This window comes from Polaromonas sp. JS666, from assembly GCF_900103405.1.
Taxonomy (GTDB): domain Bacteria; phylum Pseudomonadota; class Gammaproteobacteria; order Burkholderiales; family Burkholderiaceae_C; genus Polaromonas.
Window position 1 is genome coordinate 719138 of record NZ_FNHX01000002.1, and the last position, 19824, is coordinate 738961.

20 protein-coding genes are annotated in these 19824 nt (G+C 66.6%); 10 read left to right on the forward strand and 10 right to left on the reverse strand.

Annotated elements, in window-relative coordinates:
• The first annotated feature begins 126 nt into the window (after positions 1-126).
• The 5 genes from BLQ85_RS07815 to BLQ85_RS07835 all read left to right on the forward strand — a co-directional run bounded on the left by BLQ85_RS07815 (position 127) and on the right by BLQ85_RS07835 (position 6077).
• The gene (locus BLQ85_RS07815) at positions 127-1788 is read left to right on the forward strand and encodes a ShlB/FhaC/HecB family hemolysin secretion/activation protein (protein WP_074575731.1); all 1662 of its coding nucleotides are present in this window, start codon (positions 127-129) and stop codon (positions 1786-1788) included.
• Positions 1789-1808: 20 nt separating this feature from the next.
• Complete coding sequence (locus BLQ85_RS07820) at positions 1809-4109, forward strand: two-partner secretion domain-containing protein (protein WP_074575732.1); 2301 nt, start codon at positions 1809-1811, stop codon at positions 4107-4109.
• 11 nt (positions 4110-4120) lie between these two features.
• Positions 4121-4576: a FecR family protein gene (locus BLQ85_RS07825; protein WP_074575733.1), complete on the forward strand. Its 456-nt coding sequence runs from the start codon at positions 4121-4123 to the stop codon at positions 4574-4576.
• Between the two features lie 52 nt (positions 4577-4628).
• Entirely contained in the window at positions 4629-4970 is a 342-nt protein-coding gene (locus BLQ85_RS07830; RefSeq protein ID WP_074575734.1) for a hypothetical protein, read from the forward strand.
• A 216-nt stretch (positions 4971-5186) separates the two neighbouring features.
• Positions 5187-6077 carry a transporter substrate-binding domain-containing protein gene (locus tag BLQ85_RS07835; RefSeq protein WP_083336773.1) on the forward strand — a complete coding sequence of 297 codons (891 nt, stop codon included), beginning with the start codon at positions 5187-5189 and terminating at the stop codon, positions 6075-6077.
• A gap of 28 nt (positions 6078-6105) precedes the next feature.
• Here BLQ85_RS07835 and BLQ85_RS07840 read toward each other — a convergent pair whose 3' ends face one another.
• Positions 6106-6978, reverse strand: a complete 873-nt coding sequence (locus tag BLQ85_RS07840) for a DUF2726 domain-containing protein (protein ID WP_074575736.1) — start codon at positions 6976-6978, stop codon at positions 6106-6108.
• A 173-nt stretch (positions 6979-7151) separates the two neighbouring features.
• The gene (locus BLQ85_RS07845; protein ID WP_074575737.1) at positions 7152-8507 is read right to left on the reverse strand and encodes a hemolysin family protein; all 1356 of its coding nucleotides are present in this window, start codon (positions 8505-8507) and stop codon (positions 7152-7154) included.
• 23 nt (positions 8508-8530) lie between these two features.
• Here BLQ85_RS07845 and BLQ85_RS07850 point away from each other — a divergent pair, with 23 nt between their 5' ends.
• Positions 8531-9394 carry a symmetrical bis(5'-nucleosyl)-tetraphosphatase gene (locus tag BLQ85_RS07850; protein WP_074575738.1) on the forward strand — a complete coding sequence of 288 codons (864 nt, stop codon included), beginning with the start codon at positions 8531-8533 and terminating at the stop codon, positions 9392-9394.
• On the opposite strand, the gene BLQ85_RS07855 is transcribed toward BLQ85_RS07850, so the two are convergent.
• The 3 genes from BLQ85_RS07855 to BLQ85_RS07865 all read right to left on the reverse strand — a co-directional run bounded on the left by BLQ85_RS07855 (position 9386) and on the right by BLQ85_RS07865 (position 13089).
• Positions 9386-10315, reverse strand: a complete 930-nt coding sequence (locus BLQ85_RS07855; RefSeq protein WP_074575739.1) for a YihY/virulence factor BrkB family protein — start codon at positions 10313-10315, stop codon at positions 9386-9388. The genes BLQ85_RS07850 and BLQ85_RS07855 overlap by 9 nt on opposite strands.
• Before the next feature lie 98 nt (positions 10316-10413).
• Positions 10414-11865 (reverse strand): DEAD/DEAH box helicase, encoded by a 1452-nt coding sequence (locus BLQ85_RS07860; protein ID WP_074575740.1) that lies wholly within the window; start codon positions 11863-11865, stop codon positions 10414-10416.
• A gap of 342 nt (positions 11866-12207) precedes the next feature.
• Entirely contained in the window at positions 12208-13089 is an 882-nt protein-coding gene (locus BLQ85_RS07865) for a KPN_02809 family neutral zinc metallopeptidase (protein WP_074575741.1), read from the reverse strand.
• Positions 13090-13250: 161 nt separating this feature from the next.
• Here BLQ85_RS07865 and BLQ85_RS07870 point away from each other — a divergent pair, with 161 nt between their 5' ends.
• A complete protein-coding gene (locus tag BLQ85_RS07870) occupies positions 13251-13985 on the forward strand; it encodes a DUF4136 domain-containing protein (RefSeq protein WP_074575742.1) in 735 nt (244 codons plus the stop codon).
• Between the two features lie 8 nt (positions 13986-13993).
• Here the strand turns inward: BLQ85_RS07870 and BLQ85_RS07875 are convergent, their stop codons facing one another.
• Positions 13994-14845: a 2-keto-4-pentenoate hydratase gene (locus tag BLQ85_RS07875; RefSeq protein ID WP_074575743.1), complete on the reverse strand. Its 852-nt coding sequence runs from the start codon at positions 14843-14845 to the stop codon at positions 13994-13996.
• Between the two features lie 44 nt (positions 14846-14889).
• On the opposite strand from BLQ85_RS07875, the gene pcp reads away from it, so the two are divergent.
• Positions 14890-15573, forward strand: coding sequence for a pyroglutamyl-peptidase I (gene pcp / locus BLQ85_RS07880; protein ID WP_074575744.1), 684 nt, complete (start codon positions 14890-14892; stop codon positions 15571-15573).
• On the opposite strand, the gene BLQ85_RS07885 is transcribed toward pcp, so the two are convergent.
• The gene (locus BLQ85_RS07885) at positions 15566-15829 is read right to left on the reverse strand and encodes a hypothetical protein (protein ID WP_074575745.1); all 264 of its coding nucleotides are present in this window, start codon (positions 15827-15829) and stop codon (positions 15566-15568) included. The genes pcp and BLQ85_RS07885 overlap by 8 nt on opposite strands.
• 60 nt (positions 15830-15889) lie before the next feature.
• Positions 15890-16276, reverse strand: a complete 387-nt coding sequence (locus BLQ85_RS07890) for a hypothetical protein (protein WP_074575746.1) — start codon at positions 16274-16276, stop codon at positions 15890-15892.
• 157 nt (positions 16277-16433) lie between these two features.
• Here BLQ85_RS07890 and BLQ85_RS07895 point away from each other — a divergent pair, with 157 nt between their 5' ends.
• Together BLQ85_RS07895 and BLQ85_RS07900 are read left to right on the forward strand one after the other, a co-directional pair.
• Positions 16434-17351 (forward strand): delta(1)-pyrroline-2-carboxylate reductase family protein, encoded by a 918-nt coding sequence (locus BLQ85_RS07895; protein ID WP_074575747.1) that lies wholly within the window; start codon positions 16434-16436, stop codon positions 17349-17351.
• Between the two features lie 83 nt (positions 17352-17434).
• Complete coding sequence (locus BLQ85_RS07900; protein ID WP_074575874.1) at positions 17435-17857, forward strand: universal stress protein; 423 nt, start codon at positions 17435-17437, stop codon at positions 17855-17857.
• Between the two features lie 36 nt (positions 17858-17893).
• On the opposite strand, the gene dcd is transcribed toward BLQ85_RS07900, so the two are convergent.
• Complete coding sequence (gene dcd, locus BLQ85_RS07905) at positions 17894-18466, reverse strand: dCTP deaminase (protein ID WP_007866203.1); 573 nt, start codon at positions 18464-18466, stop codon at positions 17894-17896.
• 72 nt (positions 18467-18538) lie between these two features.
• On the reverse strand, positions 18539-19822 hold the full coding sequence (gene guaD / locus BLQ85_RS07910) for a guanine deaminase (protein WP_074575748.1): 1284 nt from the start codon (positions 19820-19822) through the stop codon (positions 18539-18541).
• Positions 19823-19824 lie beyond the last annotated feature (2 nt).

Sequence of the window (19824 nt, forward strand, 5' to 3'; positions counted from 1 at the left end):
CCCAGCCAAAAAGCATGCCTTTTACTTACGTCCTGTTACGATGAACAACACCCTGAACAGAGCCCCTTGAGAGCTCCATTTTCCAAGCCATTTGTTCAGCCCACTGGTCCCCGTGGATAGGAACAAATGAGTCGCTTGATCACTTACCTGGCCCGTTGCGGCCTGAGCGGCGCGCTGGCGCTGACTGCCGCTGCAGCGGCATTGGCGGCCGCCGATGAACGTTTTGAGATCACGCGTTTCCAGGTAGAAGGCAATACGCTGCTGCCCGCGGCGGAAGTGGATCGCCTGGTCGGCCCTTTAGCCGGCCCGCAGCGCGGCTTTGCCGATATCCAGCTTGCAGTCGAGGCCTTGCAGCAGGCTTATCGCAAGGCCGGCTACAGCACGGTGCTGGTGTCGGTGCCCGAGCAGGAACTGGCCGGCGGCGCGGTGAAGCTGCTGGTGCGGGAAACCGTGATTTCCTCGATCACCGTGACGGGCAACCAACATTTCGACGAGGCCAACATCCGCGCCAGCCTGGTGCGGCTGCAGGTGGGCCGCTCGCCCAGCCTGGCCGCGATTTCCGAATCGATACAGCTGGCCAATGAAAGCCCGGCCAAGCAGGTCGGCGTCACCTTGGCCGAAGGCGACAAGCCGGGCACCATAGACGCCAAGGTGCTGGTCGACGACCACAAGCCGCTGCGCATCATCACCACGCTGGACAACACGGGCTCACCCTCCAGCGGCCGCTGGCGCACCGGTGTGGCCGTGCAGCATGCCAACCTGTTTAACCGCGACCATGTGGGCACGCTGGCCTATACCACCTCGCCCGACAGCCCTTCGGGCGTGAACCTGAATGTCTATTCGGTGGGCTACCGCGTCCCGCTGTATGCGTATGGCGACAGCGTGGACTTTATTTACGGCAAGTCGAGCGTCAACTCGCCCGCCAGTTCCCCTGTGCTGGGCGGCCTGCTGGGCTTTACCGGCAAGGGCGATGTGTACGGCCTGCGCTGGAACCACTTCCTGGGCCGCCGCGGTGAAAGCACGGCCAAGCTGGTGCTGGGCCTGGACCACAAGCTGATTGACTCGCGCTGCGAAGTCGGCGGCGTCACGGTCAGCATCGCGCCGCCCACGCCGCCGATTGCCTCCTGTGTGCCTTACACCACCACGCCGCTGAGCATCACCTACAGCAGCCAGACCGAGGGCGCCGACCAGGTGTCGGGCTACAGCGTCGGCCTGTCGCGCAACATTCCCAGCGGTGAGCGCTACACCAATATCGACGGCCGCACGGACCGCTACTCTTACCTGACGCCGGGCAACCGCAGCACGCGCGACGATTTCATGGCCGCGCGCGCGAGTGCCTCGCTGTTCAAGTCTTTGGCCAGCGGCTGGCAGCTGCGCCTGGCCGGCAGCGCCCAGTACACCGACACGCCGCTGCTCGCGGGCGAGCAGTTCGGCCTGGCCGGATCGACGACCGTGCGCGGCTTCCAGGAGCGCGCGGTGACGGCCGACAGCGGCATCGTGGCCAATGCCGAGCTCTATACGCCGGAGCTCTCCGGCCGTGTCGGGCTGCCCGGCCAGCTGCGCGGCGTGTTTTTTATTGACGCGGGCCATGGCAGCAACAACAAGGTGGGCAGCAGCGGCTTGCCCGGCAGTGTCACGGTGTCCAGCGTGGGCGCGGGCCTGCGGTATGTGCTGAGCCGCGATTTCAGCCTGAACGTGGACCTGGCGCGCGTGAACAACGCGGGCACCTCCCTCACGGAAAAACGGGGCGACTGGAATGCCCACCTGAGCGCTTCGCTGGCGTTCTGAAGAACACAAGGTAGACCACCATGCCCATGTCCACGCACCTGCATTCCAGCCCCCTTCGCCTCTCGCTGCTGGCCAGCGCCCTGTGGATGGCCTGCGCCACGCAGGCCTTTGCACAAGGCTTGCCGGCCAACGCCCTGCCCACAGGCTGGAACGTCACGTCAGGCAGCGCGACCTTCGCGCAGAGCGGCAACACGCTCACCATCCACCAGACCAGCCAGCAGGCTATTGCCAATTTTTCGAGCTTCAATGTGGGCTCGGCCGCGCTGGTCGACCTGCGCCAGTTGAACAGTTCGGCGGCCCTGCTGGCCAGGGTCAACGGCGGCGACCCTTCCCAGATTCTTGGCGGCATCCGGGCCGACGGCGCCCTGTGGCTGATCAACCAGGCCGGCATCATGGTGGGACCGGGCGCGCGCATTGACGTGGCGCGGTTTATCGCCAGTTCTCTGAACGTGAGCGACAGCGACTTCCTGGCCGGCCGCATGAACTTCAAGGGCACGGGCACGCCGGGCGATGTGCGCAATGCCGGCACCATTAACACGGCCAGCGGCGGCAGTATTTACCTGGTAGGCGCTAACGTCGCCAACACCGGCAGCCTGAACGCGCCCCAGGGCGAGGTGCTGCTGGCAGCGGGCCAAACCGTGCAGATGGTGGACACCGCGACGCCCGGCGTTTCCGTTGCCATCACCGGCACGCCGGGCGAGGCCCGGAACATAGGCCAGATCACGGCCGAAGCCGGGCGCATAGGCCTGGCCGCGGGCCTGGTGAGCAACAGCGGCACGATCAGCGCCTCCAGCGCGGTGCGCGAGGGAGGCCGGATTTTCCTGCGCGCTTCGGGCGATGTCAGGACCTCGGCGACCTCCAGCATCAGCGCCAACGGCACGACGGGCGGCAACATCGTGCTGATCGCCGAGAACGCGGCCTCCATTGACGGCCAGGTGTCGGCCACGGGCAGCACGGGCCGCGGCGGCTATGTCGATACCTCGGGCCATCGTTCACTCGACGTGGTGAACGTGCCGACGGTCGGCCAGGGCGGCGAATGGCATATCGACCCCTTCGACATCGAGATCGTGGCCGCCGGGCCGGATGGCGGCGTCATGGGCACCAATGCCATTGTGTCCAATGAGACCGGTGCCCATATCAGCGCGGCGACCATTGTTGCCCAGCTTGATGCCGGCACGAATGTGAGCATCACCACGGGCACGGGCAACCCTGCCATGGACATGGTGCACGGCGACATCACGGTGTCGGCCGCCATCACCAAGAGCGCCGGGGGCGATGCGGCGCTGACGCTGAACGCCAACAACAACATCGTCATCAATGCGCCCATCACCAGCAGCTCAAACAAGCTGGCTCTGAACCTGAACAGCAACTACCTGAACAACTACCCGGCCGACAACCACGCGGTGCAGCTCAATGCCGACCTGGCGCTGAACGGCGGCGCGCTCACGGTGTCGCAAAGCGGGGGCAGTGGCAACGGCACGCTCAATATCGCGGGCGGCACGACAACGCTGGCGGGCGGCTCGGCCATCAACGCCGCGGGCGTGAATGTGCAGGCCGGCGGCACGCTGGCCGGTACCGGCACCCTGGCGCTGGGCGGCACCGGGACGCTGCTGAACAACGGCACCGTGTCACCGGGCACGGCAGGATCCGCCGGCACGCTGTTTGTCCAGGGCAAGTACACGCAGGGCAGCACCGGGGTGCTGAACATCAGACTGGCGGGCACCGACAGCTTTGACAGGCTCGTCATCAGCAGCACCGCCAGCCTGAACGGCAGGCTCAACGTCCGCGGGCTCAACGGCTTTGTGCCGCCTGCCGATTCGATTTACAATTTTCTGACGGCAACGGGTTCGGGCAGCGGCAGTTTCAGTACGGTCGATGCACCCAACATCACCTCCAGCTCCGGCACGGCGAGCCTGGTCCTCAGCTACCCCGGCACAGGCACTACCGTTGCCCGCATCACGACAACCGCTTCCTCCGCGAACATCTGCTCGATCGCGCCGAATTCAGTGCTCTGCCAGGTGCTGTCGGCCGCCGTCCCCGTCGCGGTCGCAATCCAGCCTGCCACCACGGCCGTCACCACGGCCTTGGACTCCAGCATCAGACCGCTCGCTACCGGCGCAGCACTGTTTTTTACCCCGCCGCCTAGCGACTCCAGCCCCGAGCAGGTCGCCGCGATGCCGGTCTCCGTTCCAGCGGCCGGCAGCGCGGCAACACAAGAGGACAAGGACAAGCTGGCTCCCGACAAAAAGGACGACAAGTCGGCGGAAGTCAAAACGACCGTCGCCAAAAACGAGCCGTCCAAAAAAATGTATTGCAATTAAAGGCGCATGACATGAAGCAGCCAACTTTTTTCACCCGCCTGCTCCCCGCATTGGCACTGGCCCTGCTGGCACTGGCCCCGCTGGCGCAGGCCCAGGTGGTGGGCACCGTCACCAAGGTCTCGGGCCTGATGGTGGCCAAGAGCACCGAGGGCCGCAGCCGGGTGCTGGCCGAGAACTCGCCGCTGCGCCAGGGCGACACCATCAGCACCGGGCGCAATACCTTCGGCCGCCTGGAGTTTGTGGATGGCGCGGCCATGGTGCTGCAGCCCGAGTCTCTGCTGGTGCTGACGCACTACCGCTACGACGCGGGCAAGCCCGAACTCGACAAGGTGAAGCTGGAATTGACGCAAGGCGGCTTCAGCAGCACGGCCGGCGCATTGGGTAAACGCAGCCCCGACGCCACCGCGATCACCACGCCCGCGGGCAATCTGCAGGGCAGCGCCAGCATGGAGGTTTCGCTCAGGTAGCTATAAGGCCGCCCGAGCAACTTCTTCGACAACCCACATCGCAGGAAACCCCATGAAAAAATTCACGTCGATTTCGCTGGCCTTGCTGGCCGCGCTGGCCTCCACCGCGGCCCTGGCGCAGAACACTCCGGTCATACCCTCTCCCACCGGCGCGCGCGCGCCGGGGCTGTATGTGGCCGTGCTGGACGGTTTGATCAAGGTCACCAACCCGGCCGGCACCACGAATTTCGCGGCCGGCCAGTTTGGCTACACCGCCTCGCCTATGCAGGTGCCTGCCATGGTGCCGAAAAACCCGGGGCTCCCATTCACGCTGCCGCCGGCGTTCAACCAGCCGACCTCGCCCACCGGCTCGTCGACCGGTGCCAGGCCCGCAGTGGATTGCATCGTGCGCTAAACCCCGGATACCGCGCCCGGCAAGGCTGGAGCCCGGTTTATCTTCGCGGCAGCTTGAAAGCCCCTGTTCTTGCGAACCAGGGGCTTTTTTATGCCCTCGCGCAGCAACGGCTACTAACAATGAATACCTTGGTCGTACCCGGGGAAGCCCTGCCCTGGCGGCGTTGCGTATTCAGGGCCTTTGCCTAAGAATGGACCCGAACAACGGGAGGTTCTGATGAAGACACCATTTCTAGGACTGTTGCCGGCCACCTTCGCCTTGTTGGCCCTGGCCATACCGCAGTGGGCCCAAGCCCAGGCCACACTGGAGAAAATCAAGAGCCGCGGGCAGATCAATGTGGGCTACCGCGCACTTGCCGCGCCCTTCTCGTTTCACCAGACGCCGGAAAAGCCGATGGGTTACAGCATCGATTTCTGCAAGCCCATGATTGAGAGCCTGCGCCAGGCCGCCGGCAACAAAAACCTGCCGGTGCGCTACATCGCGACCGAAGTGGACGTTCGCGTGCGCCTGCTGGCCGAGGGCAGCGTGGACCTGCTCTGCGAGAACGTGACCGACACGCCGGAGCGGCGCGCGCGCATGGATTTTTCCACGCCGATTTTTGTCGACGCCATCCAGGTCGCCGTGCGCAACAAGGACATGATCAGCACGCTGGAGCAGCTCAAGGGCAAAAGCATTGTCGGCATAGACGGCAGCACCGTGGTGCCGGCCCTTGACCGCTATGCGCAATCGCACGCGCTGAGTTGGCAGCACGCCAAGGCCGTGAACCCCGACGCCGCGCTGGGGCAGTTGCAGCTGGGCTGGGCGGCCGGTTATGCGCGCGACGGCGTGATGCTGGCGGCACAGCTCGCAAGCCTGCCCGACGCGGGCAACTACACCATACTGCCGGAGCGCCTGTCGGTGGAGACCATCGCCATCGGCTACCGCAAGGGCGATGCCGCCATGGGCGCGCTGGTCAATGCCTCCATCAAGGAGTCCATGCGCAGCGGCGCCGCCCAGGGCTGGTACGAGCAGTGGTTTTTAAAGCCGGCCAAGCCCGGCGGCAAGCCGCTGTTCACGGCCATGCCGGCGGAGATGAAAACGCTGATAGACGCCGCCAAGGCGAACTGAGCGGGGCCCTTCGCAGAAGGCCCCTGGCTCAGGCGCCGGCAGGCGGCGGGGCGTCCTCGGGCGTGATGAAGGAGTCTTCCCAGGCCACCGCGAACTGGTGGTCGACGTTGTCGTGAACAATGCCGGAGCCGGTGCTCAACGGGTCAAAGTTGGTAAAACGTATCTTGCGGTTGCGCTCCAGCTTGGCGCGCAGGCTGCTGCGAGCCGCGGCTATGGCGGCCAGATCCACCTGGTTCCCCTTTTGCACAGCTTCCACATGCGGCACCTCGGCGACCAGGGCGCCGCCGTCGGCCGCGCGCATGGTGTCGGGTACAGTGGCCAGGGCGTCGGCCTCGGCCTCCAGCGGCAAGGCCATGGGCGGCTCGCCGAGCACGGCCGGTGAGGACGGCGCCTCGTCGTCCGACAAATCGATTTCACCGAGAAAGGCGGCGCGCACGGCTTCCAGCGTGGGAAGGTTGCTGGCGCGCACCACGGCGTAGGCAATGCCACATTCGGCAAACAGTTTTCGCTTGAGGTCGCGGCTGCTGGCCCTCAGGCCCTGGGGGCCGGGAACGTCCAGGCAGCCGATGACGGTGCCGTCGGCGGCGCAGACCGTGAAGCTGCAATAGACGTTTTTGAGCAGCTCGAAGGAGCGCTGGCCTTCGGCCTCGTTGCGCGGCGAGACAAAACGGATGACCGGGACCTTGACCACCACGTGGTGGTCGAAAAACGCGCGTTGCAGCCAATGCCAGACTTCCTGCTCGGCATCGAGCAGCAAAGGCCTGGGCTGAAGGTGCCACTGCGCGGGAATACGCCTTTTTTTGCGGGCGGCGCGCGCCAGCCAGCCGTGGTGGCATGCCGCCCCTGTTGCCATCCCTGACACCGCCGTCGCCGTCAGTGCCAACACAAAAACATCAAACATGTGTGCCTTAACTTTTTTTCAGTTTAAACACAGCACCCTTGAAGTTACAACCATTTACGTACTTGGGTGTTGTTGCGGCGTCTCACCTCTCGTCAGCCTGCGGTAAGTGGTCACTTATATCGCACAACAGCATCTAAAAGCAGCAAAACCGCCACAGCGTCCAGAACACAGGATTACAACTCAGGCGAGTCGGCTTCCGGCAACAGGCTGGCCAGCACTTTGTCGATGCGCTTGCCGTCCAGGTCCAGCACTTCGAAGCGCCAGCCCGCGCATTCGACGATTTCCGCCGTCTTCAGCAAGCGGCCCGAAACGCTTTGCAGCAGGCCGGCGACCGTGTTGTAGCGGCCCTTGCCTTCTTCGGGCAGCTCCTTGATGTCCAGCCTGGCCTTGAGTTCGGCCACCGGCATGACGCCGTCGATCAGCCAGCTGCCGTCCTCGCGCTCGGTGGCCCAGGCGTCCACCTGGGCGCCGGGTTGCAGCTCGCCGGTGATGGCTTCCAGCATGTCCATGGGCGTCATCAGGCCCTGCACCACGCCGTATTCGTCGACCACAAACACCATGCGGGTGGAGCGCGCGCGGAACTGCTCCAGCAGCTCCATGCCCGTGAGCGTTTCCGGCACAAAGACGGCCGGCACCGCGTAAGCGCCTATGCGGTCGGCCACCGAGGGCACGGCGCCCGGGCCCTGGCCTGGTTCCCGGCTGGAAGACGCGGACTGGATCTGGCCGCGCAGCGCGAGCAGCTTGGCGACGTTGACCACGCCCACCACGTCGTCCAGGCTGCCGCGGCACACCGGGTACCAGGAATGGCCGGTGGCGCCGGCCTTGTCAATGGCCTGGGCCACGGTGTCCGAGGCGTCCAGCCACTCGATGTCGGAGCGCGGCAGCATCAGCGAGGTCAGCAGCCGGTCGTCGAGCAGGAACACGTTCTGCACCATCTGGTGTTCGTGCTCCTCGATCAGGCCGGCATCCACGCCCTCTTCCAGGCTGGCGGCGATTTCTTCCTCGGTCACGGCGCGGCCGGCGGTGTTGTCGATGCGCAGCAGCTTGAGCACCGCCAGCGTGCTGATGGACAGCAGCTTGACAAAAGGCTTGGCGCCCGTCGCCACCCACATCATGGGCCGCGACACCAGGCGCGCGACGGTTTCCGGGTAAAGCTGGCCTATGCGCTTGGGCACCAGTTCGCCGAAAACAATGGTGATGAAGGTGATGACGGTCACCACCAGCGCGGTGGCGGTGATCTGGGAGGCGCGCTCCGGCGCGCCGAAAGTCTGTATCCAGGCCGCCAGGCCGTCGCTGAAGGCGGCCTCGCCGATGATGCCGTTGAGCATGCCGATGGAGGTGATACCCACCTGCACCGACGAAAGAAACTGCGTGGGGTTGTCCAGCAGGCCCAGCGCGGACTGCGCGCCCTTGTCACCGGACTCCCCCATGGCCGTGAGCCTGGCCTTGCGGCTGGAGGCGAGGGCCATTTCCGACATGGCAAACACGCCGTTGAGCAGCGTCAAAAAAGCAATCAGCAGAAAGTCCATGAGGCCTGGCGCAAAATAAACACATGTCAATGTACTGTATCGGCGACCTGCAGGGTTGCGACGCGCCCCTGGGGCGGCTGCTGGAGAAGCTGGATTTTTCGCCCAGCCGCGACACCCTTTACATCCTCGGCGACCTGGTCAATCGCGGCCCCGAGTCGCTCAAGGTGCTGCGCCGCCTGGCGGCCTTGGGCGATGCCGCGCAATGCCTGCTGGGCAACCACGACCTGCACCTGCTCGCGCTGTGGCAGGGCGCGCGCAAGCCGGGCCGCCACGACACCATGCAGGAGATCCTGCAGGCCGGCGACGCCGGCACGCTGCTCGACTGGCTGCGGCATCGCGCCATGGCGCTGCAGCGCCACGGCTGGCTGATGGTGCATGCGGGCGTGCTGCCGCAATGGACGGTGGCGCAAACCATGGCGCTGGCGGCCGAGGTGGAGCAGGTGCTGCGCGGCGGCGACCTCAAGGATTTTTTCAGCACCATGTACGGCAACACGCCGGAGCGCTGGAGCGACGGCCTGCAGGGTGCCGACCGGCTGCGCGTGGTGGTGAACGCGCTCACGCGCCTGCGCTTTTGCACGCCCGAAGGCGTGATGGAGTTTGACAGCACCGAAGGCGCCGATGGCGCGCCCGCCGGCTACCTGCCGTGGTTTGAGGTACCCGGGCGCAAGACCGCCGGCACGCCGCTGGCCTTCGGCCACTGGTCCACCCTGGCCAAGGACGGCGCCGCGCCGCGCCTGCGCAACAACACTTTGCCGCTGGACACCGGCTGCGTCTGGGGCGGCTGCCTCACGGCGGCCAGACTGGGGGCGCAGGCCGGAACATTCGAGCTGATCGCCGTACCCTGCGAACAGGCGCAAAAACCCGGCAAGGCCGGCAAATCAGGCTGAGGCGGGCCGGCCCCGGCCGGCCTCGTCGGCCCAGGCACGCGCCACGCTGGCGGACAGCAGCAGCACGGCCGACGAAAAATAAATCCACATCAGGATCACCACCAGCGAGCCGGCCGCGCCATAGGCCGACACCACGGCGGCGGTGGAGAGGTAAAAGGCCATCAGGTGCTTGCCGACCGCAAAGAGGATGGCCCCCGCGGCTGACCCCATCACCAGATAGCGTAAAGCGGGTTTGGGGCCCACGCTCATCTTCATGAGGGCCACAAACAATGCAACGCAAAAACCGAAAGACACGAGCTCGTTGAGCACCCAGGCGAGTTTTTCGACCGGCAGGTAGCTGCCCGCCCAGCCCGACAGCAGGCTTAAAAAGGTCGAAATCGCCAGCGAGACCAGCAGCAGGAAACCAAACGCCAGGATGTAGGCCACCCCGCGCAGGCGCAGGGATGCGCTGTGCCACCACTTCTGCTGCGGCACTTCGCCGCTGCCTTGCCGCCACAGGCGCTCAAACGCATCCTGCAACTCCGCGAACACGCCCGTCGCCCCCGACAGGAGCAGCGCAAAGGCAAACAGCGAAGCCGTGATGCCCTCGGAAGGCGCTTGCGCGCTGGACAGCGCCTGCTGCACCACCTGGGCGCCCTGCGCCCCTATGACGCTGCGGATCTGGTCGACCAGGCTGGTTTCGAGGTAGGCGCGGTCCAGCCACCAGCCCAGCACGGCGACCAGCAGCACCAGCAGCGGTGCCAGGCTCAGGATGCCGTAAAAAGACATGGCCGCGCTCATGCGCATGCCGCCGGCCTCAATCCAGTGGTCGACGGCGCGCCACAAGGGGCGGAAGATTTTCAGGACTTGAGGGGAGAGCGCGGCAAACCCGAAAGCCGCCGGCGAAGAGGGCTTCAGGTCGGGATCGGAATTCGCCATCATGGGGACAGCGTAAAAGGCGGTACGCGCGGCCCGCACCGGACAGCCCCTCTAGCCGCCGTAGGCTTGGACCGACGGCGGGGCGGTTTTGAAGCCGCGGTTCAGACCGTGGACTGGGTCTTGAACAGCGCCGCGACTTTTTTCTTGGGCTTGATGTTGGCCGACACGCCGCTGCGCGCGGGGGCAGCCTTGGCGGCGGCTTCCCAGGCGGGCTGGGCGTCGGGCGCGGCCGTCGGTTCGTAGGGCTGGTCGAAGAAGGGGTCGCGCGGCGCGGCCGGCTGGCGGTGCGGCGTGTATTCGCGGCGCTCGCGCGGCTGGCGTGCCTCGCGCGGGCTGCCGCCGTCCTCGCCTTCGCGGTACATGCGGCGGCCGTCGTTGATGCGGCCCTGCTCCTTGATGCGCGGGCGGTCTTCGTCGAATTCGAGGGGCTCGAGTTCGATCTTGGTCTTGATCAGTTTCTCGATATCGGCCACCAGGCGGTTGTCGCTGCTGGCCACAAAACTCACGGCCAGGCCCGAGGCGCCGGCGCGGCCGGTGCGGCCGATGCGGTGCACATAGTCTTCGGCATTAAAAGGCACGTCGAAGTTGAACACCGCCGGCACGTCCTTGATGTCCAGGCCGCGGGCGGCCACGTCGGTGCAGACCAGCAAGTCGACTTCGCCCTTCTTGAAGGCTTCCAGGGCCTTGAGGCGCTCGTCCTGGCTCTTGTCGCCGTGCAGTGCGGCAGTCTTCAGGCCCTCGCGCTCCAGCGAGCGGGCCAGGCGCGCGCAGCCCAGCTTGCTGTTGACGAACACAAAGGCCTGCTTCATGCCGCGCTCTTTGAGGATCTGGTGCAGCGCGCGGCGCTTGTCGTCAGCGCCCACGCTGTAGAAATGCTGCTCGACAGTAGAAGCCGTGGCATTGGAGCGCGCCACCTCGATGGTGACCGGGTCCTGCAAGTAGCTGGAGGCCAGGCGCTTGATTTCGGGCGAGAAGGTGGCCGAGAACAGCAAGGTGATGCGCTGCTTGGGCAGGTAGCTCAGGATGCGCTGCAGGTCGGGCAGGAAACCGATGTCCAGCATGCGGTCGGCTTCGTCGAGCACCACGTACTCGACCTGGTTGAGCACCGCGTTCTTGGCTTCGATGTGGTCCAGCAGGCGGCCCGGCGTGGCCACCAGCACTTCCACGCCTTTTTTGAGCTCGGCCGTCTGCGGCTTCATGTCCATGCCGCCGAACACCACGGTGCTGCGCAGGTTGGTGTACTTGGCGTACAGCTCGACCTGCTGGGCCACCTGCACCGCGAGTTCGCGCGTGGGCAGCAGCACCAGCGCACGCACCGGGTGGCGTGCGGGCGAGGTCGAGGGGTTTTCGTGCTTCATCATGCGCTGCAGCAGCGGCAGCGAAAAAGCGGCGGTCTTGCCGGTACCGGTCTGCGCGGCGCCCATCACGTCCCGGCCCTGCAGCACGACCGGAATGGCCTGCTCCTGGATGGGGGTCATGGTCTCGTAGCCCATTTCGGCGACGGCGCGGGCCAGCGGTTCAGCCAGCGAAAGATTCGAAAAAGAGGATGTCATAAGAAAGCTCTGCGTAACGCTTGCGGGTATCTCTGTCGGTGGTAGCGCGCGTATCGGGGGATGGGGTTGCCTGGGCGCGCGTGCGGCCAACAGCACAGCCGTTGGCGGGAAAGGTAACACCGCAGACCGCCCGGGTCCGCGCGATCTCGACCGCGCGGCAGGGCTTGTGCAGGGCTTCCTCAGCCCCGTATTGTCGCACTTTGGGCCCATTGGCTGGTTTTGCCGGGGATTCGCGGTTTCAGGGCCTGCCGGGGGCCCGGCGCCCGGGCCGCTTGCGGTGGCAAATTGCTATTAATCTTATAGCTATCAATCCCCGCCAGTCAATGAATCCGGCCAGACAGGCTATAAATTCCGGGTACTAAAGGTGTCGCAGGCCTTGACGCTGCCGGTCTTAAAGCCGGTATCGAACCAGCGCTGGCGCTGGGCGCTGGTGCCGTGGGTAAAGCTTTCGGGCACCACCGCGCCGCCGCCGGCGCGCTGCAGGGCGTCATCGCCGATTTTGGCGGCCGCATTCATGGCTTCCTCGACGTCGCCCTGCTCCAGGATCTGGCGGGCGTTCTGCGCGTTGTGCGCCCAGACCCCGGCAAAACAGTCGGCCTGCAGTTCCAGCCGCACGCTGAGCGCGTTGTATTCAACCTTGCTGACGCGGCCGCGCATCTGCTCCATCTTGGCGCTGATGCCCAGCAGATTCTGCACATGGTGGCCCACCTCGTGGGCAATCACATAAGCCTGGGCGAAGTCGCCGGGCGCGCCCAGGCGGCTGCGCAGGGTTTCGTAAAAACCGAGGTCGATGTAGACCTTCTGGTCGCCCGGGCAATAAAACGGCCCCATGGCCGCCTGGCCCTGGCCGCAGGCCGTGGGCGTGGCGCCGCGGAACAGCACCAGCCGGGGTTTTTTGTAAGTGGCGCCGCCCTTGGCAAACACGTCGGTCCAGACGTCTTCGGTGTCGGCCAGCACGGTGGAAACAAACTTCGCCATGCGGTCGTCGGCCGGCGGCTTGTGGGCCGGCCCCTGCTGCTGCACCTGGGCCGGCGGCCCGCCACCGCTGAGCAGGCCCAGGATGGTCAGCGGGTTGATGCCGAAGATCCAGCCGCCGACCAGGGCCACCACGATGGTGCCAATGCCTATGCTGCGCCCGCCAAAACCGAAGCCGCCGCCACCCCCGCCGCCGTCATCACGCCGGTCTTCGACGTTGTCGGATTCGCGATTGCCTTCCCATTTCATGATCTTCCCCTTGTCCAATGCACTTACCGTGCAATACTTGTTGGCGTCCGCCGGGCAGGCACCGCCGCAATGCCCCGGGCGCGTGTCAGCACATGCGCCGACTTTACTTGAGCGGCGCACCCGCCGCGGAACAAAATTGAACCCCGGTGTATCCATTTCCCATGAACACTTTTGCCCTTTCCTCGCCCACAGGCCGCGGCCCGCAGCGCAGCGCCGGCGCCGTGTCGTCCCTGTTGTTCCGCTCGCCGCGCCTGGCCCTGGCGCTGCTGCTGGCCATGCTGCTCACGGCCTGCGCCAGCCCCATCACCACCCGCGTGACCAGTTTCAACCAGTGGCCCGCCGACGCGGCGGGCAGCACCTTCAGCTACATCACGCCCATGGACACCACGCGGCAGCTGGAGCAAGCCACTTACGAAGGTTATGTGCAGGCCGAACTCGAAAAACGCGGCCTCAAACGCGCGCCAGAAGGCCAGGCCGGCCGCCTGCAGGTCGACGTGGCGGCCAGCAGCCGTAGCGAGGAAAAAACCTGGCTGCAGCCGGTCTACCAGGACAACATGGTGTTCCTGCCGCCCTACCGCGACGCCGCGGGCCGCCTCTACGGCGGCGGCTGGGTGCCCGACCCCTTCGGGCCGCGCTACGTGGGCGACCGGCCGGTCAATGTGACGGTTTACACCAACAGCCTGCGCCTGCGCCTGCTCGACACCCAGGGCACACCACCCGGCAAGCCGCCGCGCACGGTGTTTGAATCGCGTGCCATTTACGAAGGCGGCAGCGGCGACCTGCCGCTGGTCGTGCCCTACCTGGTGCGCGCGGTGTTCGACGACTTCCCGGGCCAGAACGGCCAGGTGCGCGTCGTGAAGTTCGACGAAAAAACCGGCGCCGTGATCAAAAAATAGCGCGCCGATTACTCGAACCGGACCGCCAGCCCCTTGAGCGCGCCGGCCAGCGGGCCGTCCGCTGCTATCTCGGTATGCCAGCGCTGCCCGGCCTGCACCGGCCAGGCGTCGGTCAGCGTGCCGGTGGTGATGAGATCGCCGGCCCGCAAAGCCGGCGCGCCCGGCGTGGCGCGCAGCTCGCGCACAAAATGCAGCAAGGCCTGCACCGGGCCATCCAGCACATTGGCGCCCACGCCCTGGTCCTTGAGCACACCGTCGGCATACAGCTTGAGCCGCAGGCCGGCCAGCGCGTCTATCAGCGCCTCGGGTTCCGTTGCGGCGGGCAGCGCCACCGTATGGCCCACCAGCAGCCGGCCGTGCAGGCCGCCGTCTGCCACGGCCTGCGCGGCGCTGAACTTCCAGCCCGGGAAATGCGTGTGCACGATTTCATAGCCGTGCGCCACCCAGGCGATCGCCGCCACCAGCTGCGCGGCCGTGCAATCGGGCGGCGGCGCCTCGCGCAGGCCGAACACCACCTCGGGCTCTATGCGCGGCTCGCACAAGCCCTTGATCGAGATCACGCCCTCATTGGGCGCGGCGGCATCAATCTGCACCAGGCTGCTGCGCCACACCGTGCCCCAGATGGGCCCGTAGACCCCATAACGCGGCCAGATGGTGCGGTTGGTAAAGCCGACCTTGTAGCCGACCGGCGCGTCGCCTTGCTCGCTGCGCGCGGCGCGCACGGCCAGCGCGGTGGCATAGGCCAGCGGCACGTCGGCCGGCACGGTGGCGGGCCAGGGCAGCGGTCGGGCTTCAAGGCGGGCGCGGGCCAGGTCGGCGACCAGCGCGGGAATGTCCGGGTGCGAGGGGGTGTTGTTCATCGGGCCATGGTAGCCAAAAAGCCGCCTTCGCTCACAATGGCCGCATGCCCTCTTCCTCCACACTCACCGCTTCCCTTCCCCGCGTGCTGCTGACCGGTTTTGACCCCTTTGGCGACACCGGCCACAGCGGCCAGCCCCTGAACCCCAGCTGGCTGGCGGTGAAGGCGCTGCACGGCAAGCGCATAGGCGGCCACCTCGTGGTGGCGGCGCAGCTGCCCACCGTGTTCCAGGCATCGGTGGACGAACTCACGCGGCTGCTCCAGCTGCACAAGCCGGCGCTGGTGGTCTGCGTGGGCCAGGCCGGCGGGCGCGGCGCGATCTCGCTGGAACGCATCGCCATCAACGTCAACGACGCGCGCATCCCCGACAACATCGGCGCGCAGCCCGTGGACACCCCGGTGGTGGCCGGCGGGCCCGCGGCCTATTTCAGCAGCCTGCCCATCAAGGCCATGCTGCAGGCGCTGCAAGCCGCGGGCGTGGCGGCCGAGGTCTCGCAGACGGCGGGCACTTTTGTCTGCAACCACGTGTTTTATGCGCTCATGCACGCGCTGGCCACCCGGCGCGGCTTCAAGCGCACGCGCGGCGGTTTTATCCATGTGCCCTACCTGCCCGAACAGGGCGCGCCCAGCATGCCGCTGGAGGAGATCGTGCGCGGGCTGCGGCTGGCCGTGGCAGCCGCGCTGGCCACACCGCGCGACATTGCCAAGGGCGCGGGGGCCGTCAGCTAGCCAAGGTGTCGTCCCGCGTGCCGGAATCCCGCGCGGGCGCGGCGGGTTCGTCGCGCAGCAATCGCCACAGCAAAAAAGTGCCGAGGATGGCGTTGCCCAGCGCAAAACCGGTGAGCAGCAGCGTGGCCCAGGCGGTCAAGGGGTGGTTGTGCACCACCCAGGCCAGCAGCGGCGACAGGCCATTGAGCGTGAGCATCAGCCAGAACAGCGGGTTGCGCGGCTGGTAGAGGCGGGAAAGAGGGCGTGACGGTGGCATCACCCATGCTAACCGCGCAGGCCCTACGCGGGCCTGACAAGCAGGGCCTGTTAACAGGCCCTAACGAATGGCAAACGACGCGGCCATCAAACCCTGGGCTGAGCGCGCCGGGTGGGCCGGCATCACGCTGCCCGCGGAAGCCGAGGCTTCGGCAAAAGCCGGCGCCTTGGGCGCGCCCTCGGCGGCGGGCGGCGGCGATGCGCCGGCGACGACGCGGGCCTGCTGGATGCAGCTATGGCGCGCGGCGCCCGCGCTGGTTTCCATGCAATGCGCGATCACCACCAGCTCGGCCCGCCGCTGCTCATCGCGCACCTTGGCCTTTGTTACCTGCGAATCCGCCACAAAGGCCATGGCGGCCAGCTGGCACAGGATCACCAGGCCCGCCGCGACCATCAGCAGCGTCTTGTAGGGCAGCTCGTCGAACTTCCTCAAATGCACAGAAAACATGGCAACCTCCCCGTTGGTTACACCATGCTAGGGCGGGCTGGCAATAGTCCATTCGGCGCCTTGCCCGTCCCGCTGTAGGATAAAAACCTCTCGTGACATTTGGCCGCGCGCCGGCCCCTCCACCACTTCGCGGGCCTTCCCGCTTACCATCGCAGGCATGACGCTCCATCCGTATCCCACCTCGCTGGACGCCGGACAGACCGCCGCGCGGCTACCCTACCCGCTGCTGGTCACCGAACTCATACGCCTGCTCAAGGACGAGTCGGTCAAGGTCCCGCAGCGGGTGGTGCAGCCCCTGCCGGGCGGCGGCAGCCTGTTCGTGATGCCGGCGCTGGACGCCCGCACCGCGATCGCCAAGCTCATCACCCTGACCCCTGCCAACGCCGGCAGCGGCCTGCCCGCCATCCAGGGCGACGTGGTGGTGTTTGACGTGGCCACCGGCCGGCGCCGGCTAATGCTGGACGGCCCCACCGTCACCGCCAGGCGCACCGCCGCCGTCTCCTTGCTGGCCGCGCAGCGGCTGGCGCCCAACACCCGCGGGCCCATGCTGATCGTTGGCGCCGGCGTGCAGGGCGTGGCGCATCTCGAAGCCTTTGCCCAGGGCCTGGGCGTGCGCGACTTCCGCATCACCTCGCGCAGCCACGCCAGCGCCCAGGCCCTGGCGCAGCACGCGCAATCGCTGGGCCTGAACGGCCGCGTCGTGCCCGACGCCGATGCCGCGCTGGCCGACTGCCCGCTGGCCGCCACCTGCACGCCCGCCGGCGGCGTGGTGCTCAGCGCCCTGCCGCGCGACGACGGTTTTATCAGCGCCGTGGGCGCCTATACGCCGGCCATGGTGGAGCTCAGCGCCGCGTTGTGCCAGTACGTCGCGGCGCAGGGCAGCGTGCTGGTCGACACCCCCGACGCCGTGCATGAGGCCGGCGACCTGCTGCAGGCCGGCCTGGACGTGGCCCGCTTCGCCAGCCTGGGCGAAGTGATACGCCAGGACATGAAAAAGCCCGACGGGCCGGTGCTCTTCAAAAGCTGCGGTTGGGCGGGCTGGGATTTGGCCGCGGCGCGCACGGCGCTGGCCTGAACGTCGAGCGCAAGCAGGCGCTCACCTACACCGGAATTGCGATGCCGGTGTTACGCTGGCCCATCCACACCGGAGGTAACACCATGAAGATTCTGTTCGCTGCCGACGGCAGCAAGTACACCAAAAAAGCCCTGGCCTTCCTGGTCAACCATGAAGACCTCGCCGGCGCCGAAGGCGAGGTGGTGGTGGTCAATGTGCAGGCGCCCGTGCCGGGCCGCGTCAAAAGCATGCTGGGATCGGCCAACGTCAAGGCCTACCATGCCGAAGAGTCGCAAAAAGTGCTGGCGCCCATAGAACGCTTCCTCAAGCGCCACAAGCTGTCCTTCAAGACCGTTGCCGTGGTCGGCACGCCCACCGACGAAATCCTGCGCGCCGCCAAACGCGAAAAGGCCCACCTCATCGTCATGGGCACGCACGGCCAGGGTTTGCTGAGCCGCGCGCTGATCGGCAGCGTGGCCCAGCGTGTGGTCGCGGAGAGTGATGTCCCGGTGCTGCTGGTCAAATAGAGGCCGCCCGCGCGCGGCCAGCGCCCCCCGGCCTGTTTAAGCCTTGGGCAGCGTCACCCCAACCTGCCCCTGGTACTTGCCGCCGCGGTCCTTGTATGAGACCTCGCAGACGTCGTCCTTGTCGCTCTCGAAGAACAGCACCTGGGCGCAGCCCTCGCCGGCGTAGATCTTGGCGGGCAGCGGCGTGGTGTTGGAGAACTCCAGCGTCACATAACCTTCCCATTCGGGCTCAAAGGGCGTGACGTTGACGATGATGCCGCAGCGCGCATAGGTGCTTTTGCCCAGGCAGATGGTCAGCACATTGCGCGGGATGCGGAAGTATTCGACGGTGCGGGCCAGCGCGAAGCTGTTGGGCGGGATGATGCAGCTGTCGCCGTGGAAGTCGACAAAACTTTTTTCATCGAAGTTCTTGGGGTCGACCACCGTGCTGTGGATGTTGGTGAAGACCTTGAACTCGGGTGCGCAGCGGATGTCGTAGCCGTAGCTGCTGGTGCCGTAGCTGATGATCTTGTGGCCGTCGCGCTGCCGGATCTGGCCGGGTTCGAAAGGCTCGATCATGCCGTGCTGCTCGGACATGCGGCGTATCCATTTATCGCTCTTGATGCTCATTCGGGGGAACTCCTCACTGTGACCCGATTGTAGGCAAGGTTGGCGCCCCCTCTCCCAGGGGCAGGGAGCCGGCTATAAAGCCTGCGAAATCACGGTGCGCTCCACCACCCGGTCATCCCCCAGCACGATCAGCGCGAACAGCAGCTCGCCCAGGTTGTCGGCCAGCGCGGTCTTGCGCGCCAGCAGCGGCGTGGCCTGCGGGTTGAGCACCAGAAAATCGGCCTCGCAGCCGGGCTGCAGGTTGCCGACCACGCCTTCCAGGCCCAACGCGCGCGCCGCGCCCGCCGTGTGCTGCCACCACAGCTGCTGCGGCAAGAGCGACAGGCCCGGCTTGGTCTGCCCTTCGCGGCCCACGTAATAGGCGGCCAGCATGGTGTGGAAGGGACTGAAGGAGGTGCCGCCGCCCACGTCGCTGGCCAGGCCGTAGGGATAACCGATGCGCTCGGCGCCCTCGTAGTCAAAAAAGCCGCTGCCCAGGAAGAGGTTGCTGGTCGGGCTCACGGCGGCCGCCGTGCCGGTGGCGCGCATCAGCGCGCGGTCTTCGTCGTCGATATGTATGCAGTGGGCATAAACGGCGCGCGGGCGCAGCAGGCCGAACTGCTGGTACACGCTCAAATAGCTGCGCGCCTTCGGGTACAGCTGCCGCACCCAGGCGATCTCGTCCTTGTTCTCGGCGACGTGGGACTGTATCCAGACGTCGGGGTATTTCGCGGCCAGCTCGCCGGCGCCGCGCAGCTGGGCCTCGCTGCAGCTGGGCACAAAACGCGGGGTGATGGCATAGCCCAGGCGGTCCACGCCGTGCCAGCGCTGGATCAGGGCTTCGGTGTCGATAAGGCTTTGCGCGGTGTCGTCGCGCACGCCCTCGGGCGAGTTCTGGTCCATCAGGCATTTGCCGGTCATCAGGCGCAGGCTGCGCTTTTGCGCTTCGCTGAACAGCGCGTTGACGGACGCGGGATGCGAGGTGGCAAAAGCCAGTGCGGTGGTAACGCCGTTGCGCAGCAGCTCGTCAACGAAAAAAGTGGCAGCCTGCGCGCTGTGCCCGGCGGCCGAGAAGCGGCTTTCTTCGGGAAAGGTGTAATTTTCCAGCCAGGGCAGCAGGCCTTCGGCGGGCGAGCCGATCACGTCGAGCTGCGGGTAGTGGATGTGCATGTCCACAAAACCCGGCGCGATGAGGCGGCCCGGCAGCTGTTCGACAGGCAGCTCGGCAAAACGCGGCGCCAGGGCCTGGTAGCTGCCCACGGCCTGCACCACCTGGCGGCCCTGCGCGTCGGGGCCGACCACCAGCAGGCCGTCGGCCTCATAGGCGGCCTGGGCGGGGCCGGTGAAATACAGGAGGGCGGCGCGGTAGGCTTTCATGG